General features: G+C 76.4%; 18 protein-coding genes. 3 read left to right on the forward strand and 15 right to left on the reverse strand.

From position 1 onward, the window contains the following. The 5 genes from PHY01_RS06025 to amiA all read right to left on the reverse strand — a co-directional run. A partial coding sequence (locus tag PHY01_RS06025; protein ID WP_373865356.1) for a nitroreductase family protein occupies nucleotides 1-506 on the reverse strand: 506 nt, incomplete at its 3' end. After that, nucleotides 507-1,871, reverse strand: coding sequence for a YcaO-like family protein (locus PHY01_RS06030; RefSeq protein WP_141277539.1), 1,365 nt, complete (start codon nucleotides 1,869-1,871; stop codon nucleotides 507-509). It abuts the gene before it with no gap. Beyond that, nucleotides 1,868-3,289 (reverse strand): CocE/NonD family hydrolase, encoded by a 1,422-nt coding sequence (locus PHY01_RS27895; RefSeq protein WP_141277540.1) that lies wholly within the window; start codon nucleotides 3,287-3,289, stop codon nucleotides 1,868-1,870. The genes PHY01_RS06030 and PHY01_RS27895 overlap by 4 nt, the downstream gene beginning before the upstream one ends. Continuing rightward, a complete protein-coding gene (locus PHY01_RS27415) occupies nucleotides 3,286-3,567 on the reverse strand; it encodes a hypothetical protein (RefSeq protein ID WP_246085727.1) in 282 nt (93 codons plus the stop codon). The genes PHY01_RS27895 and PHY01_RS27415 overlap by 4 nt, the downstream gene beginning before the upstream one ends. A 584-nt stretch (nucleotides 3,568-4,151) precedes the next feature. Then, nucleotides 4,152-4,280 carry a streptamidine family RiPP gene (amiA, locus tag PHY01_RS27420; RefSeq protein WP_246085728.1) on the reverse strand — a complete coding sequence of 43 codons (129 nt, stop codon included), beginning with the start codon at nucleotides 4,278-4,280 and terminating at the stop codon, nucleotides 4,152-4,154. Nucleotides 4,281-4,420: 140 nt separating this feature from the next. Between amiA and PHY01_RS06045 the strand changes: the two genes are divergently transcribed. Then, complete coding sequence (locus tag PHY01_RS06045) at nucleotides 4,421-5,689, forward strand: MFS transporter (RefSeq protein WP_141277541.1); 1,269 nt, start codon at nucleotides 4,421-4,423, stop codon at nucleotides 5,687-5,689. 9 nt (nucleotides 5,690-5,698) lie between these two features. Here the strand turns inward: PHY01_RS06045 and PHY01_RS06050 are convergent, their stop codons facing one another. The 6 genes from PHY01_RS06050 to PHY01_RS06075 all read right to left on the reverse strand — a co-directional run bounded on the left by PHY01_RS06050 (nucleotide 5,699) and on the right by PHY01_RS06075 (nucleotide 10,852). Next, a complete protein-coding gene (locus tag PHY01_RS06050) occupies nucleotides 5,699-6,493 on the reverse strand; it encodes an ABC transporter ATP-binding protein (protein ID WP_141277542.1) in 795 nt (264 codons plus the stop codon). Then, entirely contained in the window at nucleotides 6,490-7,506 is a 1,017-nt protein-coding gene (locus PHY01_RS06055) for a FecCD family ABC transporter permease (protein ID WP_141277543.1), read from the reverse strand. Before PHY01_RS06055 ends, PHY01_RS06050 begins: the two co-directional genes overlap by 4 nt. Continuing rightward, nucleotides 7,503-8,507 (reverse strand): iron chelate uptake ABC transporter family permease subunit, encoded by a 1,005-nt coding sequence (locus PHY01_RS06060; protein WP_246085729.1) that lies wholly within the window; start codon nucleotides 8,505-8,507, stop codon nucleotides 7,503-7,505. The genes PHY01_RS06055 and PHY01_RS06060 overlap by 4 nt, the downstream gene beginning before the upstream one ends. Beyond that, the gene (locus tag PHY01_RS06065) at nucleotides 8,504-9,508 is read right to left on the reverse strand and encodes an ABC transporter substrate-binding protein (protein ID WP_246085730.1); all 1,005 of its coding nucleotides are present in this window, start codon (nucleotides 9,506-9,508) and stop codon (nucleotides 8,504-8,506) included. Before PHY01_RS06065 ends, PHY01_RS06060 begins: the two co-directional genes overlap by 4 nt. Beyond that, complete coding sequence (locus PHY01_RS06070) at nucleotides 9,505-10,287, reverse strand: sugar phosphate isomerase/epimerase family protein (RefSeq protein WP_141277544.1); 783 nt, start codon at nucleotides 10,285-10,287, stop codon at nucleotides 9,505-9,507. Before PHY01_RS06070 ends, PHY01_RS06065 begins: the two co-directional genes overlap by 4 nt. Nucleotides 10,288-10,396: 109 nt before the next feature. After that, a complete protein-coding gene (locus tag PHY01_RS06075; protein WP_141277545.1) occupies nucleotides 10,397-10,852 on the reverse strand; it encodes a GreA/GreB family elongation factor in 456 nt (151 codons plus the stop codon). A 217-nt stretch (nucleotides 10,853-11,069) separates the two neighbouring features. Here PHY01_RS06075 and PHY01_RS28160 point away from each other — a divergent pair, with 217 nt between their 5' ends. Beyond that, a complete protein-coding gene (locus PHY01_RS28160) occupies nucleotides 11,070-11,393 on the forward strand; it encodes a hypothetical protein (protein WP_170183657.1) in 324 nt (107 codons plus the stop codon). Here PHY01_RS28160 and PHY01_RS28165 read toward each other — a convergent pair. From PHY01_RS28165 to PHY01_RS26230, 4 genes are all read right to left on the reverse strand, one after another. Then, nucleotides 11,339-11,569 carry a PIN-like domain-containing protein gene (locus PHY01_RS28165; RefSeq protein WP_170183658.1) on the reverse strand — a complete coding sequence of 77 codons (231 nt, stop codon included), beginning with the start codon at nucleotides 11,567-11,569 and terminating at the stop codon, nucleotides 11,339-11,341. The genes PHY01_RS28160 and PHY01_RS28165 overlap by 55 nt on opposite strands. After that, nucleotides 11,547-12,188, reverse strand: a complete 642-nt coding sequence (locus tag PHY01_RS06085) for a DUF433 domain-containing protein (protein ID WP_141277547.1) — start codon at nucleotides 12,186-12,188, stop codon at nucleotides 11,547-11,549. The genes PHY01_RS28165 and PHY01_RS06085 overlap by 23 nt, the downstream gene beginning before the upstream one ends. Before the next feature lie 150 nt (nucleotides 12,189-12,338). Beyond that, nucleotides 12,339-12,767: a YecA family protein gene (locus PHY01_RS06090; protein WP_170183659.1), complete on the reverse strand. Its 429-nt coding sequence runs from the start codon at nucleotides 12,765-12,767 to the stop codon at nucleotides 12,339-12,341. Next, nucleotides 12,764-13,294, reverse strand: coding sequence for a hypothetical protein (locus PHY01_RS26230; RefSeq protein ID WP_170183660.1), 531 nt, complete (start codon nucleotides 13,292-13,294; stop codon nucleotides 12,764-12,766). Before PHY01_RS26230 ends, PHY01_RS06090 begins: the two co-directional genes overlap by 4 nt. 167 nt (nucleotides 13,295-13,461) lie before the next feature. On the opposite strand from PHY01_RS26230, the gene PHY01_RS06095 reads away from it, so the two are divergent. Further along, complete coding sequence (locus PHY01_RS06095; protein WP_218030028.1) at nucleotides 13,462-13,758, forward strand: hypothetical protein; 297 nt, start codon at nucleotides 13,462-13,464, stop codon at nucleotides 13,756-13,758. The last annotated feature ends 17 nt before the right edge of the window (nucleotides 13,759-13,775 follow it).

The following is a 13,775-nucleotide window of genomic DNA, read 5'->3' on the forward strand; positions in this document are numbered from 1 at the left end:
CCCGCCGTGTCCCCGACCGTGGCCCGGGCCGGCCGGCCGCCGGCGGCGGCCGCGGCGAGCAGGGCGGCCACGGCGTGGCCGAGGTCGAGCAGCAGCACCGGCAGCGAGCGCGGTCCGTAGCGCCACACGGTGCGCCGCGCGGTGAGCGAGAGCAGCAGGCGCGTGCCCGGGCCGGCGTCGGGGGGCGGGCCGTCGAGGGCGTGGGCGATCGGGTCGTGGGCGAGCAGGTTCCGCCCCGCGGCGACGTGCACGTCCACGGGGTAGCGCCCGCCCGCCGACGGCGCCCGGCGCAGCTGCACCCCGTCGGCCCGGCGCCGCGGGTCGGCGGCCGCGGCCAGATCGAGCAGCCCGCCGAGGCCGCGGTCGGGGAACCGGGGGAGCGGGTGGGCGGGCCCGCGCGGGGGCAGCGACGGCGGTGGGGGTGTCGCGCCGGGGGGATCGGGCACCGCCCCGCTCCACGCCGCGCACAGCGCGGCGCGCACCGGGTCGTCGGTGGCGTGCGGCATCTACAGGAAGGTGGGCGGGACGAGGGTGAGCCCGTCCGGACCGGTGGCCGGGTCGGCGTCCGTGGCCCAGCCGCGGGTGGCGGCGGCGCCGCGCCAGCGGGGCAGCCCGACGTAGCGGAACGCGGCCGGGGCGTTGGGCACGAGCCCGGTCGCGCACGCGCGCACCACCCGCAGCGGGGTCTCCGCGACGTCGGGGGTGGTGAGGTCGACGTGCACCACGCGGGAACCGGACCGGGCCAGTGCCGCGCGCAGCGCCGCCAGGTCGCCCACCGGCCCGTCGGGCAGCGCAGCCTGCTCGGGCGGTGCGGTGAACCGGCCCAGGTGCGCCTCCTGCACGCGGGGGTCCATCCACACCTGCACCTGGGCGCCGAGGTCGCGCACGGCGGCGAAGCGCGGGCCGGCGTCGTCGAGGTGGCGGCGGTCGGCCCGGTGGGGCAGGTAGAGGCCCTCGGCCAGCACCCCGGCCCGGATCGCCGCGAACACCCAGCCGTCGGCGTCCAGGAGCCCCCGGGTGAACACCCAGGTGTGCACGGCTTCGAGCACCGCCTTGGTGGCCGCCTCCGCGGGGTCGAACCGGGCGGCCCCGCCGCCGCCGACGATGCCGGTCTCGGGGTCGACCACGACCGCGGCCGTGCAGGCCACCGGCAGCTCGGTGGGCAGCTCGACCAGGTGCACGGACAGCCGCGTGCCGGCCAGGGCCGCGGTGAGCCCGGGTACGGCGTCGACGGGGATCCCGCGGCTCGGCCCGCCCAGGTGCCACCACAGCTCCAGCGCGTCGCGCTCCACCAGCTCCAGCAGGCCGCGGCGCAGCGCGTCGTCGGCGTCGGTGCCGGTGGCGATGCCGGCGTAGTTCAGGGCGTGCAGCCGCGGCTCGCGCCGCCGGGCGCCGGAGTGGTGGTTGAGGTGCACCCAGGACGCGGGCACCAGGCACTCCCCGGCACCGTCCTCGCAGCCCACCACCCAGGCGATCCGCAGGTCCTCGGTGAAGGGCCGGAACGGCCAGCCGGGCTCGGCGTGCTGCCACGGGGCGAAGAACGGCAGGTCGGCGGGGCCGAGATGGGCCCGGCCCTCGGCCCGCAGCTCCGCCGCCGTCGCGTACCGCAGGCCGGGCGGGACGCGGTTGCCGCAGTAGCGCTCCACCGCCTCGCCGACGGCGGCGGCGCGCGCGCCCGCCACGTCGCCGAAGGTGGTGCCGAGGCTGACGCGGTCGGCGGGCCACGCGCCGAGCCGGCGGGCGTCGGCGACCTCCGCGGTGACGGAGGTGTAGGCGCGGGGGGCGCCGGGCACCGGGGCGCCGTCGACGAGCCGGCGCACGATCCCCAGCAGGGGGTCGACGAGCGCGGACGTGGGCAGGACGGACGTCATGCGGCGGTCTCCTCGATGACGGAGGCGGGGACGGCGGAGGCGGGGACGGTGCCTGCGGCGGGGGCGGCGAGGGGCAGGTGCAGCGCGGCGGCCCGCACCGAGCGCCGGTCGGGGCGCAGCGTGCGGGCGTCCGCGTGGTCGGCGCCGGTGTGCGGGTTGCGGGCGTGGGCGGGGAAGTGGTGCCCGGCCACCTCGACGACCAGGCGCGCGTCCGGCGGCAGCACGAGCCCGACCGGCGGGGTGTCCAGCCGGACCGGTCCGCGCGGGGTGGTGCGGCGGACGGCGGTGCCGATCACGCCGCGCCGGGTGGGGGTCGCCCACCAGACACGGGCGTACCAGTCGGCGTCGGGGGCCTCGGAGGTCACGTCGAGCTCGACGCCGACGCTGCCGTGCAGCTCCCCCCGCACCGGGGCGACGGTCTCCAACAGCGCGCGGCCGGGGTGGTCGCCGCCCGGCGCCGACGGGAACGGGTCGGCCGGGTCGGCGGTGAACGCGGCGTCCGCGAGCCGCAGCTCGATGCGCCGGCGGTGGGGCCGCGGGTGGCGCCACCCGCCGTCGGCGTCGACGGCGAGCAGCTCGCGGTGCCCGCCGGCGCCGTCGTCGAGCACGGCGCGGGCCCAGCGGGCGTAGACCTCCCCGACCCGGCGCCCGGCGAGCGCGCGGCCGGGATGCGGCGCGTCGAGCCCGTGCCCCCAGGGGCCGAGCAGCAGCCGGGCCGGGCCGCCCCAGGCCCGGGCGAGTTCCCGGGTGTCGGCGGCGAACGGGTCGGCGGTGCCGCCCACGGCCAGCAGCGGCGGGCGCGCGGTCACCAGCCGCGGCCACAGCGCCGGGTCGCGGCGCGGGGCACGCCACAGGGCCGCCCATCCCGGCGGCCGGGGCCGCAGCAGGTCCGGCAGCGGCAGCGTCGTGGGGTCCACGGGCCGGGCCGGTGCGGACCGGCGCCGCCCGCCGTGCTCGGCCCACCACCCCGCGCGGCAGGCGAGCCGGGCGGCGCCGCCGGGCTCGCGCACCGTCTCCCCGGCCCCGAGCGCCGGCACGGCCACCAGCACGCCGGCGACGTCACCGGGCCGGGCCAGTGCCGTGCGGACCGCGCAGTGCGCCCCGTAGGAGGCCCCGGCGAGCAGCACGCGGCCGTCGCACCACGGCGCGGTGCGGGCGTGGTCGAGCACGTCCGCACCGTCGTCCTCCTCGTGGGTGTACGGGCGGAACCGGCCGCCCGAGCCGTACCGGCCGCGGACGTCGAGCACCAGGCAGGCGAACCCGCGTGCCGCCCACCCGTGCGCCTCGCCGGCCAGCCGGCCGCGGTCGTACGGCGTGCGGACGACGACGGCGGGCCACGGTCCGCGACCGGCCGGGCGGGTCAGGGTGGCGGCCAGGGCGCAGCCGTCCCGGGCCGGGACCGTGAGATCGGTGCTCACGGGGCCGAGGCGGGTACGGGCAGCACCGGGTGGTCGGCGATCGCCCCGGTCTCCAGGTCGACGACGCGCAGGCGCCGGCGCGGCGGCAGCGCCTCGGGCACCAGCGAACCGGTCGCCACGGGTGGGGCGTCGCCGGCCCAGGTGCGCAGGTCACGCGCGGCGAGGGCGCCGAGCAGGGCCCGGTCGGCGGGTGCCGACGAGGCGTCCGGCGTCGCGGACCAGTACGCGCGCAGGCTGACCGCTCCCGAGCCGGCGGCGGCCAGCCGCCGGGCGCGCACGTGCGCGTGCCCGACATCGCCGGGGCGGCCGCGACGGGTTCGAGGAGGGCGTGGCGCCCCTCGACCGAGACCCGCTGCCAGGCGACGCCGGCCGCCGCGAGGCCGTCGAGATCGGCCCACCAGCCCGGGGCGGGACCGGCGTGCAGCGCGCAGACCGCGGCCACACCGCGGGCGAGCACGTCGTCGACGCCCACCGGCCCGGCGACGGGATCGGGCCGCGCGCCCGCGGCGGACAGCGCCGTGCACGCCGCGTCCGCGAGCGGGCCGCCGCCCAGGACGAGCACGTGCCGGCGGTGCTCCGGCCAGCGCACCGGGTCGCCGAGGTGCCCGGCATCGGCGAACGCCGCCAGCTCGTCGGGCGCCGGGCCGGGCGCACCGTCCCACCATGCGCGCAGGCCGTCGAGCCGGGCCGCCGGCAGGGCCACGTCGAGCAGGCCGCCCCCGGCGTCCCGCAGCACCGGGCCGCGCCCGGGCACGTCGAACAGCGCGGCGCCGGGCCGCAGCCGGTCGGTCATGTCCTCATCCCCTCTCGGCGACCGGGACTCGGCCGCGCCCCGGCCCCGTGCGGTGCACTCATCTCCCGGTCACTCGCCGTCCTCGACGATCGACTCCTGGTCGACGTCGAAGGGGTTCTCGACCAGCGCGTTGCTGTGGCTGGCGGAGTTGTGCGGCAGCGCGCGCTCCATCTCGACCTGCGTGAAAACGTCCTTCATCCTCTAGATCACCTCCTTCCGTGCTCGGCCTCTCCAGCCATCACTAAGTGATAACCGTTGTCAATAGTGATGCTCCCGTGACCCAGCACACGGCGTCACGGGTTGCCTATCGACAATCATTGTCGTCTAGGGTGCGCCTGATGAGCGATTTCCGGCGGTACCTCGCCGCCCGCGTCGTGGCCGTCGCCGGCACCCTCGTCTCGCTCGTGGCGATGCCGGTGCTCGTGTACCAGCTCACCGGCTCGCCGGCGTGGACCGCGGCCGTGGCGGCCGCCGAGGCGCTGCCCTACCTGCTGTTCGGACTGCTCGCCGGCGCGCTGGCCGACCGCTGGGACCGGCGCACGATGATGATCACCGCCGACGTCGTCGCCGCGGTCGCGCTGGGCAGCGTCCCGCTCGCCTGGTGGCTGGGCGTGCTGGGGGCGCCGCAGGTGCTCGTCGTGGCCGTGGTCGTGCAGACGGCGTTCGTGTTCTTCGACGCCGCGAACTTCGGCGCGCTGCCCACGCTGGTCGGGCCGGACCGCATCACGCAGGCGTACTCCACGGTGTTCGGGGCGACCACGGCCGTCGAGCTCGTCGTGCCGGCCCTGGCCGGGCTGGCCGTGGCCGTGACCGCGCCGGCCCCCCTGATCGGCCTCAACGTCGTCACGGCCCTGGCCGCGGCCGTGCTGGTGCGGGGGATCGGCGGGCCCTTGTCGGTGCCCGTGCCGGAGGGGGCCCGGCGCACGGTCGTCGCGATCCCCGTGGCGATCGGCGAGGGCCTGCGCTTCCTCGCGGGCCAGCCGGTCGTGCGCACGCTGACCCTCGTCGGCACGGCCAACGCGGTGGCGGGCGGGGCGTGGGCGGCGATGCTCGTGCCGTGGGCCGACCGCGTGCTCGGCGTGCCGCCCGACGGCGACCCGCGGATCGCGCTGTTCTTCGCGATGTACGGCGCGGGCGGGATCGTGGCCTCCCGGATCGTCCCGGCACTGGCGCGGCGGGTGGGCGGGGCGCGGCTGGCGCTCGGTGCGCTGCCGGTCGCGCTGGCCTGCGGGTCGGCCGTCGTGGCGGCCGGGCACTGGGTGTCCGGGCTGCTCGCCGCCGCCTGCTGGGGTGTCGCGCACGCGACGGTGGTGCTCAACGCGATCACCTACCGCCAGCAGGTGTGCCCGCCGGACCGGCAGGCGCGGGTCAACACCACAGCGCGGATGCTGTCCTGGGGCCTGGGGATGCCGCTGGGGGCGGGGCTCGCCGGCGTCGTGGCCGTCACCGATCTCGGTCCGCGCGGCGGCCTGGCCGCCGGTGTGGCGGTGCTCGGCCTGGGCGTGGTCGTGGCGTGGGCGACATCGCCGCTGCGCGCGGCGGCCCGTGCCGCCCGCGCGACCGCCGGGGGGCCGGCGTCGGCGGCGCCCCGGCCCGGCCCGTCCTGATCAGGGGCGTCACGGGGGCGCGGCCGGCTCGTCGTAGGAGACACCGAGCCGGCCGCCCGACCGGTCGGCGTGCACCCTCCCGACGACGCCGAACACCTCGCGCAGCAGCCGCTCGTCGATCACCTCGGCCGGCGGGCCGTCGGCGTGCACCCGCCCCTCGCGCAGCGCCACGACCCGGTCGGCGCAGCGGGCGGCGTGCGCCAGGTCGTGCAGCACCGACACCACGGTGAGCGACCGCTCCGCCGCCAGCCGGCGCACCAGATCGAGCACCTCCAGCTGGTGGCGCACGTCGAGGAAGGTGGTCGGCTCGTCGAGCAGCAGCACCGGCGCGTCCTGGGCCAGTGCCAGTGCCAGGCGCACCCGCTGGCGCTCGCCGCCCGACAGTCGGTCGACCGGCGCGTCGCCGAACCGGCGCACCCCGCAGTCGTCGAGGGCGGTCTCGACGGCGTCGTCGACGCCGCCACCCAGCATGCCCAGCGGGCCGCGCACGGCGTAGCGGCCTTGCGCGACGAGCCGGCGCACGGTGAGCGCGCCCACCGCCGGCAGCGCCTGCGGGAGCACGGCGAGCCCGCGCGCCACCTGCCGGCGCGGGAGGTCGAGGACGGGCCTGCCGTCGAGCAGGGCCCGCCCGGCGTCGGGGCGGTGCAACCCGGCCAGCACGCGCAGCAGCGTGGTCTTGCCGCATCCGTTGCGCCCCACCAGCGCCAGCCACTCGCCGGGTGCGACGGCGAGGTCCACCCGGTCGAGCACCGTGCGCGTCCCGAACCGCACCCGCACCCCGTCCGCCCGCAGTGGCGTCGTCATCCGGTTCCCTCCACCGTGGCCCGCGACCTGCGTCGCACGATCCCGATCAGCACCGCCGCGCCGAACACCGCCGTCACGGCCCCGGCCGGCACGCCGATCCGCCCCGCGTCGCCCGGTACCGCCGCGGTGAGCAGCTGGGCGGCGACGTCGGCCGCCGCGACGGTGCCCGCACCCGTCAGCGCGGCCAGCGGCAGCAGCACCCGGTGGTCGGACCCGGCCACCGCGCGGGCCGCGTGCGGGGCGAGCAGGCCCACGAACGCCAGCAGCCCGGCCGCCGCCACCGACGCCGCCGTCGCGACGACGGCCACCAGCAGCACGACGCTGCGCCACCGGCTGACCGCCAGCCCGAGCGCGCGGGCGTGGTCGTCGTCCACGGAGAGCAGCCCGAGCACCCCGGCGAGCAGCAACCCGGCCACCAGGCTCACGGCCAGCGCGGGCCACAGCGCGGCCCAGTGCTCCCAGCCGCGCCCGTTGAGGCTGCCGACCAGCCAGCGCGTCATCGAGCCGGTCAGCTGCGGGCGGGCGGTGAGCAGTACCAGTGTGGTGCCGCCGAGCACCGCCGACACCAGTACGCCGAGCACCACCAGGCGCATCGGGTCGCCGCCGGACCGGGCGGCCAGTGCCCACAGCGCCGCGCCGCCGAGCGTGCCGCCCGCCAGGGCGACGGCCGCGGTGCCGGCCGGGGAGGCGACGTCCCCGCCGACGACGGTGGCGACCACCGAGCCGAGCATCGCGCCGGAGCCGACCCCGGTGACCTCCGGCGCCGCCATCGGATTGCGCAGCACGCCCTGCAGCACGGCCCCGGCGACGCCCAGGCACGCCCCGGCGGCCAGCCCGATCAGGACGCGCGGGGCGCGCAGGTCCAGCACGATCGCGGTGGTGAGCGCGTCGGCGCGGCCGGCCAGCGCGGCCAGCGCGGTGCCCGCGTCGAGCGTGGAGCCGACCAGCAGCTGCACCCCGGCCAGCCCGGCGACCGCGACGGCGGCGAGCAGCCCGACGAGCGCCGTCCTCACGCCGTGCCCCGCCGACCGAGGAGCACGGCGCCGAGCCCGACCGCGACCACCGCCGTCAGCCCGCCCACCGGCAGCTCCACCGGGTACAGCACCGTGCGGGCCGCGAGGTCGGCGGCCACGACGACCAGCGCACCCAGCCCGGCGGTGCGCAGCGCGCGACCCGGCAGCCCGGCGCCCGGCGCCAGCCGCGCCGCCAGCTGCGGGGCGAGGAAGCCCACCCAGGCCACCGGCCCGCACACCCCGACCACCGCGGCGGTGAGCACGCAGGCCACCGCCAGCACCGCCACCCTGGCCCGCGCCGCCGGCACGCCCAGGACCGAGGCGGCCTCGGTCCCCAGCCGCAGCACGGCCAGGGCGGGCAGTGCGAGCACGGCCGCGGTACCCCCCACGACCAGCCCGGGCAGCACCGTGGCGACCGTCGTCCAGGTCGTGCCGGTGAGCGAGCCGAGCAGGTAGCGCACGAGCACGCCCTGGTCGGTCGACTCCGACAGCGCCGCGGCGGCCAGCAGCACCGCCTGCAGCGCGGCGCCGACCCCAGCGCCGACGAGGAGCACCGCGCTGGGCCCCAGCGCCCCGCGCACCGCCACCACGGTGAGCACCGCGCCGAGCGCCGCCCCGGCGAGGGCGGGGAGCAGCGGCGCGTACGGCACGGCCAGCCCGAACACCACCGTGATCGTCACCGCCGCCGCGGCCCCGCTGGACACCCCGAGCAGCTCCGGGACGGCCAGCGGGTTGCGCAGCGACTCGCTCAGCAGCAGCCCGGCCACCCCCAGCGCGGCCCCGGCGAGCACTCCGAGCACGAGGCGCGGGGCCCGCAGCTGCGTCACGACGACGTGGTCGAGCCCGTCGCCCGCCACCAGCACGGCGGGCAGCCGCTGCGGCGCCACGAGCGGCGTGCCCAGCGACAGCGCCGCCACGACCAGCGTGGCGACGGCGAGCACCCCCGTCAGCAGGACGACCGGCGGACGGGTGCGGGACGTGCCGGGCGACCCGGTCGTCACGCCCCGGGGACCAGGGCCAGCGCCTCGTCGATCACCGCGGTGAGGCTGCGGGTGCCGCGTCCGCTGCCCCACAGCCGCGGCTCCACCTCGAACACCTGCGCGTCCCGCACCGCCGGGATCTGCGCCCACACCGGGTTGTCGGCGAGCTGGGCCGACAGCGTCTCGTCGTCGGGGGAGAACAGCAGCGAGTACACCAGCGCCACGTCCGGTTGCCGGGCCAGCAGCTCCTCGACGCTGAAGGTGGCGGCGGTGGCGAGATCGGTGCCCTTCGCCTCGAAGGGGTAGTCGAAGAGCTGTCCGAGCAGGTGGCCCTTGAGCGAGGCGGAGGTGTCGACCCCGATCGAGTCGGCGCTGCCGTACATCAGCACGACGGTGCGGTCGGCCCGGCCGGTCTCCCGCGCGGTGGCGACGGCGTCGGCGAGCCGGTCGCGGAACGCCCCCTCGGCGGCCGTGGCCTGCTCGACGCGGCCGGTGAGCGCCCCGAGCGCCCGCAGGTACCCGACCGACTCCTCCCACGTGGCGGGCTCGGCCAGCCACAGCGGCGCGAAGCCCTCGACCGCGGACCGCAGCCCCTCGTGCACCCCGCTGAGCCCGATCACCAGGTCGGGGTCGAGCGCGGCGATCGACTCGACGTCCTCGCTGCCGAAGCTGCCCGCCACCGTCGGCACCCCCGCCGCGGCGTCGCCGAGCAGCGCCGGGTTCGCCAGCAGCGCCGGCGTGCTGGTGCCGGCGGGGGTGAGCCCCAGCTCGACGACGATGTCGTCGCACAGCCCGGACAGGCACACGATCCGCTCCGGAGGGGCCGGCACGGTCACCGTCGTCCCCGCCGGGTCGGTGACCGACAGGGCCGGTTCCAGCGGCGCCACGGTGCGGTCGATCTCCGGAGCCGCCGACGGCCCGGGGGCGTCCGGGGCCGCGGCACCGCAGCCGGCGAGCAGGGCGGCCGCCAGCGCCGCGGCGGCGGCGGTGGTGGCCGCCCTCATCGTGACCGCGGCCCTCATCGCGCACCCGCCCCGGCCGGCGCCGGCGCGTCGCGCCAGCCGAGCAGGTCCGCGGCGTCGCGGCGCAGCGCCGCCGGATCGTCGTCGGGCACGAACTCCAGCAGCACCTCGGCGGTGCCGCCCTGCTCGGCGAGCTCCGCGAGCACGGGCCGCCACAGGTCGGTCCGCCGCGCCAGCGGCAGCCGCTCGGTGAACCCGTCGGCGCCCCAGGAGAAGGCGTGCACGACCTGCGGCGCCAGCGCGCGCACCTCGGTGACGCACTCGTCGGTGTCCGGCAGCTCGCGCGGCTGCCAGTGCGTGACCAGCGCGGGGTGCGCGACCTCGGCGTGCAGCGCGAGCGCTGACGCGAGGGTGTCGGTGAGCGAGTCGACGTGGTGCTCCACGGTCAGCCCCAGCCCGGCCGCCGCGGCCTCGTCCGCCGCGGCCCGCAGCGCGTCGACGACGGCCCGGCGCCGTTCCGGGGACGCCTGCGCGCTGCCGTGCACCCCCGCCCAGACCCGCAGCCGGGGTGCGCCCAGCTCGACCGCCGTGCGCACCAGCTCCGCGACGGCGGCGGGATCGTCCTGCCCCGCCTTGTGGTAGCTGCTGTAGCCGCCGACGGCCAGCCCGCGGTCGGCGCACTGCCGGCGCGCCAGCCCGGCCGCCCGCAGGTCCCCCGCGGGGACGTGCACGTCCCCGCCCCACTCGACCAGCTCCAGGCCGCAACCGGCGGCCAGGGCCGCCACCTCCACCACCGGCAGTGACCGGAACGTCACCGACACCACACCCACTCGCGTCATAGTTGACAACGATAGTCGTTTCGGGTGGGTGGTGTCCCCCCCGTTCCGCGGTTCGTCACACCGGGTGTCGGCGGCGGTCGGCCCCGGTGCCCGCCGATCCGGGTGGCGGCTACGCCGGGCGCCGGATCGACTCCACGCGCGCGCGGAGAGACGCGGCCGGGGCCTCCCACGTGATCTCGTCGCCCGGCCGCGTCCCCAGCAGCGCCCGACCGAGGGGGCTGTCGGGTGTCACGACCGGCGCGTCCTCGTCGGGGAACCGGGTGAGCTGCACGGTGTCCGACGATCCGTCCGGGAAGCGGAGCGTGACCGTGCTGTACAGGCCGACCCGCTCGGAGGTGTCCCCGTCGGGCCGTCCCACCTTCCAGAGGCTGTGCACGAGGTCGCGGACGCGCCGGTCGATCCAGTCGATCTCGTCACGGAGCGCGAGAGTCGTGCCCTGGTCGCCGAAGTCGTGCTGTGGGTCCTCCTCGGACAGGAGGTCGTCGGTGAGCTCGCGCCGACGGGTCCGCAACAGGTCGAGCTCCTCGAGCAGGGCGTGGCGCTCGTCGTGGGTGGCCGCCGTCATGGTCGCACCGTCCCACACGCCCGACCGTCGTCATCCGGCCTGCGGTGACGGACCTCGGCCGGTCACCTGGCTCCTCCGGGTCGAGAGCGGCCGGGCCCGTCGATGCCGCGACACGGGGAACGCAGAGCGGAGCAGGGATGCCACGCGGGAGGGGTGTCCGAGGGGGACTCGGACACCATTCTGTGGCAATTCTGCCCCGCTTCGAGGGTTCATGTGGATGACTGTCGCATGGCGGAAACTGAAGCGTAAGCCTGTGGAATACGAATTCGGTACGACGCCGCAGAGTAACATGGTGGGCGGAAGTTTCGTGCATGTTGTGCGTTCAGGGCCACATCTTGGTGATGCGGCCGCGGTCATGGACGTGCCAGAAGCCGACCTCGGTGTTTCGGACGGCGCGATGGATGGTGGGCATGGCGTCGAGGAAGCGCTGGGCGATCTGGTCGAGGGTGGCGTTGCCGTCGGCGAGGCAGAACAGGTGGCCGCTGGTCAGGGCGTTGAGTTCGTCGGTGCGGTAGCGGATGCGCCGGTCCTTGGTGAGTAGGGTCCAACCGCGCCGGCAGCCTCGGCGATCCATTCGGCATCGCCGATCTCTTGAGCATCGCGCGGGTAGAAGTCGGCGATGAGGTGGACGATGTGCCCGGCCGCGCGCAGCCTGCTGGCCGAGGTCTTCCCGAGGCTGCGGTCGAGGAAGAACTCAGGCAGCTTGTCGGAGGACATTCTCGACGACGGTCTCCGTCAGGTCGTATTCCTCGGCGACCGCGCTGATCGGTTCGCCGGTGCGCCAGAGTGCGACGACATCCTCCACTTTCACCTTGTTGGCGGTGAGTACCGGGGAGCCCCAGCCGAAGCGGGGGTCGATGACGACCTCGGCGCTTGCTGGGTAGTGGTGGAGCCGGAGTCGGACGGCGGTGCCTGTGTCGTCCCAGTCGATGTCGCGGAGGTGGTGCTCGAGAACGTCCTTGATGGCGTGTTGGTGGTCGCGGGCGCGGATCATGGACTCGTCGGCCAGGCGGACGAAGACGGCGACGCCGTCGGTGGCGATCCGACGTTTGGCCAGGGCGTAGGGGTCGGCGAACTCGGCGCGCACGATCGCTGCTGCCTTGCGGATCTCGTCCATCGGCAGACCGCCGGCGCGCAGAGCGCGCAGGACGTGGGCTTCGACGATGCCGACGAAGGGGACGCGGGGCCATCCGCGTCGTTCCGGTCGGACGGCGTGCACCAGGGGTTCGTCCGACCCGACGGAGAGCCATACGTTGAGGGTGCTCTCCGGCATCCGAAGATGCCGCGCAGTCTCTCGTGCGGTGAGCAGTGGGGTCCGGTAAGGGTTGATCGACATGGCATCTCCTTCCGGGCCGCTACGAGGCTACTCGGAGTCGGGAGCTGACGGGGTCCGCTGTCGCATGCGCAGCGGGGTGTCGTCGGGTTCGAGCCAGGGCGGGCAGCGCAGAGGTGCGACGGCGGCGCTCGACATGGCTGCGATGTCAGTTCACGGCACCGCAGTCCAGGCTCCGAGCCCGAGGCGGCGGCAGCACTGCTTGTACTTGCGTCCTGAGCCGCACCAGCACGGTGCCGGTCGTGCTGGCGGCCATGCCGTCATCGGGATCGTGACGGTGCGTAGGTCCGGGTAGGCGTTGAGATCGTCTTCACGGGGTGTCGTGGCCTTCCTCGCGGTCATGAAGGCCGCGAAACCATCCGCGTCACCGGGCAGCTGTTGGACTGGCAGTCCCTGCTGCTCCAGGATCGCGCAGTGCCGTTCGACACGGCAGCGGTGCTCGTCCCATGTCGCGCCCACGTGAGCGGCCAGGTGCGGCCAGCGCGTTACCAGGATGTGGAACTGCTCCTCGGGCCAGAACACCGAGAGGGCCGCTGTGGCGTACTGGTAGGTGCCGGCGGGGGACCAGCCTGCCTCACTCATGACGTCGACCGTCCATCGCCGAAGAGCGTTTCCCAGCCGGTCAGGGCATCGACGAGGTCGTCGACGGGGAGGTCCACCGCAAGGGCGCGGCACCGCCGAATGACCTCGGCTGCTCGCTCGTCGGCGAAGTCGGGTGAGTACTCCAGCAGGGACTCCGAGCCGCCGTCGCGGCATCGGTGCAGACCGTGCATGATGCCCACCGCCATCTCCGTCGCGGCGGCGGTCATGCCCAGCCGGGCGTGCCGCTGCAGATCGTCGAGGAAAGGCTGCAGCAGCTCGTCGAGGATCTCGGCGGCGGCCTCCACCGGGTGCACGTAGCCGATACCGGGTTGGTATCCCGCCCGGTCGTTGAGGCCGTCGATCGCCACGAAACGCAGGGTTGACTCCACGCCGTCGGCGACCCCGATCGGGTCCACCGTCGAGAGCCGCCGTGTCGCGAGTTCCTCGGCTTGTCCTCGCAGGTCGGGTCGCGCGGTGAGCAACGCGTCGAGCAGCTCACCCTTCTCCGTCGCGGTCAGGGCGTTCAACGCCGGTGTTCGTGCTGGCATGGATCCTCCACCTGCCGTGACTCGCCCTGTGCGGTCGATCCCGTGGCGACCTTCCGCGGGCGGCGACGATACCCAGGCGGGTGCGCGCGCCGCTTCGCTGGGCACCGCTCCGTAGTCGCTACCCTCCGACCGTGGGCGGACTCAGCGTGGCCGAGCTCGACGAGCTGATCGCGGAGGCTACCGTCGACTGCTACGACGAGGACGAACAGGTCCTCGGCCTCTACACCGTGATGGTCGACGAGCTCGCCGTCCCTTTCCGGACGACAGTCCTCGGAGTCGTGGTCACCGTCGAGGACCTCGATCTGACCGGTCGTGGGCACATCGTCGCCCGCTGCTCGCGCGGCGGGATCCGACAGGCGATCCCGGTGGTGGACGTCCCGCTGCCGACGCTGCCTCCGCGGGGCGCGCGGTGGATCGAGGCGTATCGGCGCTGGGCCGGGTGATCCGCCGTCGGACGTCG

This window comes from Pseudonocardia hydrocarbonoxydans, from assembly GCF_006539565.1.
Taxonomy (GTDB): Bacteria; Actinomycetota; Actinomycetes; order Mycobacteriales; family Pseudonocardiaceae; genus Pseudonocardia; species Pseudonocardia hydrocarbonoxydans.

Excerpts from the sequence above, each read along its gene's own strand:
- PHY01_RS06030 (WP_141277539.1), bottom strand. The coding sequence starts at position 1,871 with ATGACGTCCGTCCTGCCCACGTCCGCGCTCGTCGACCCCCTGCTGGGG.
- amiA (WP_246085728.1), bottom strand. The coding sequence starts at position 4,280 with ATGAAGGACGTTTTCACGCAGGTCGAGATGGAGCGCGCGCTGCCGCAC.
- PHY01_RS06045 (WP_141277541.1), top strand. The coding sequence starts at position 4,421 with ATGAGCGATTTCCGGCGGTACCTCGCCGCCCGCGTCGTGGCCGTCGCC.
- PHY01_RS06050 (WP_141277542.1), bottom strand. The coding sequence starts at position 6,493 with ATGACGACGCCACTGCGGGCGGACGGGGTGCGGGTGCGGTTCGGGACG.
- PHY01_RS06065 (WP_246085730.1), bottom strand. The coding sequence starts at position 9,508 with ATGAGGGCCGCGGTCACGATGAGGGCGGCCACCACCGCCGCCGCCGCG.
- PHY01_RS06070 (WP_141277544.1), bottom strand. The coding sequence starts at position 10,287 with ATGACGCGAGTGGGTGTGGTGTCGGTGACGTTCCGGTCACTGCCGGTG.
- PHY01_RS06075 (WP_141277545.1), bottom strand. The coding sequence starts at position 10,852 with ATGACGGCGGCCACCCACGACGAGCGCCACGCCCTGCTCGAGGAGCTC.
- PHY01_RS28160 (WP_170183657.1), top strand. The coding sequence starts at position 11,070 with ATGACTGTCGCATGGCGGAAACTGAAGCGTAAGCCTGTGGAATACGAA.
- PHY01_RS28165 (WP_170183658.1), bottom strand. The coding sequence starts at position 11,569 with ATGTCCTCCGACAAGCTGCCTGAGTTCTTCCTCGACCGCAGCCTCGGG.
- PHY01_RS06085 (WP_141277547.1), bottom strand. The coding sequence starts at position 12,188 with ATGTCGATCAACCCTTACCGGACCCCACTGCTCACCGCACGAGAGACT.
- PHY01_RS06090 (WP_170183659.1), bottom strand. The coding sequence starts at position 12,767 with ATGAGTGAGGCAGGCTGGTCCCCCGCCGGCACCTACCAGTACGCCACA.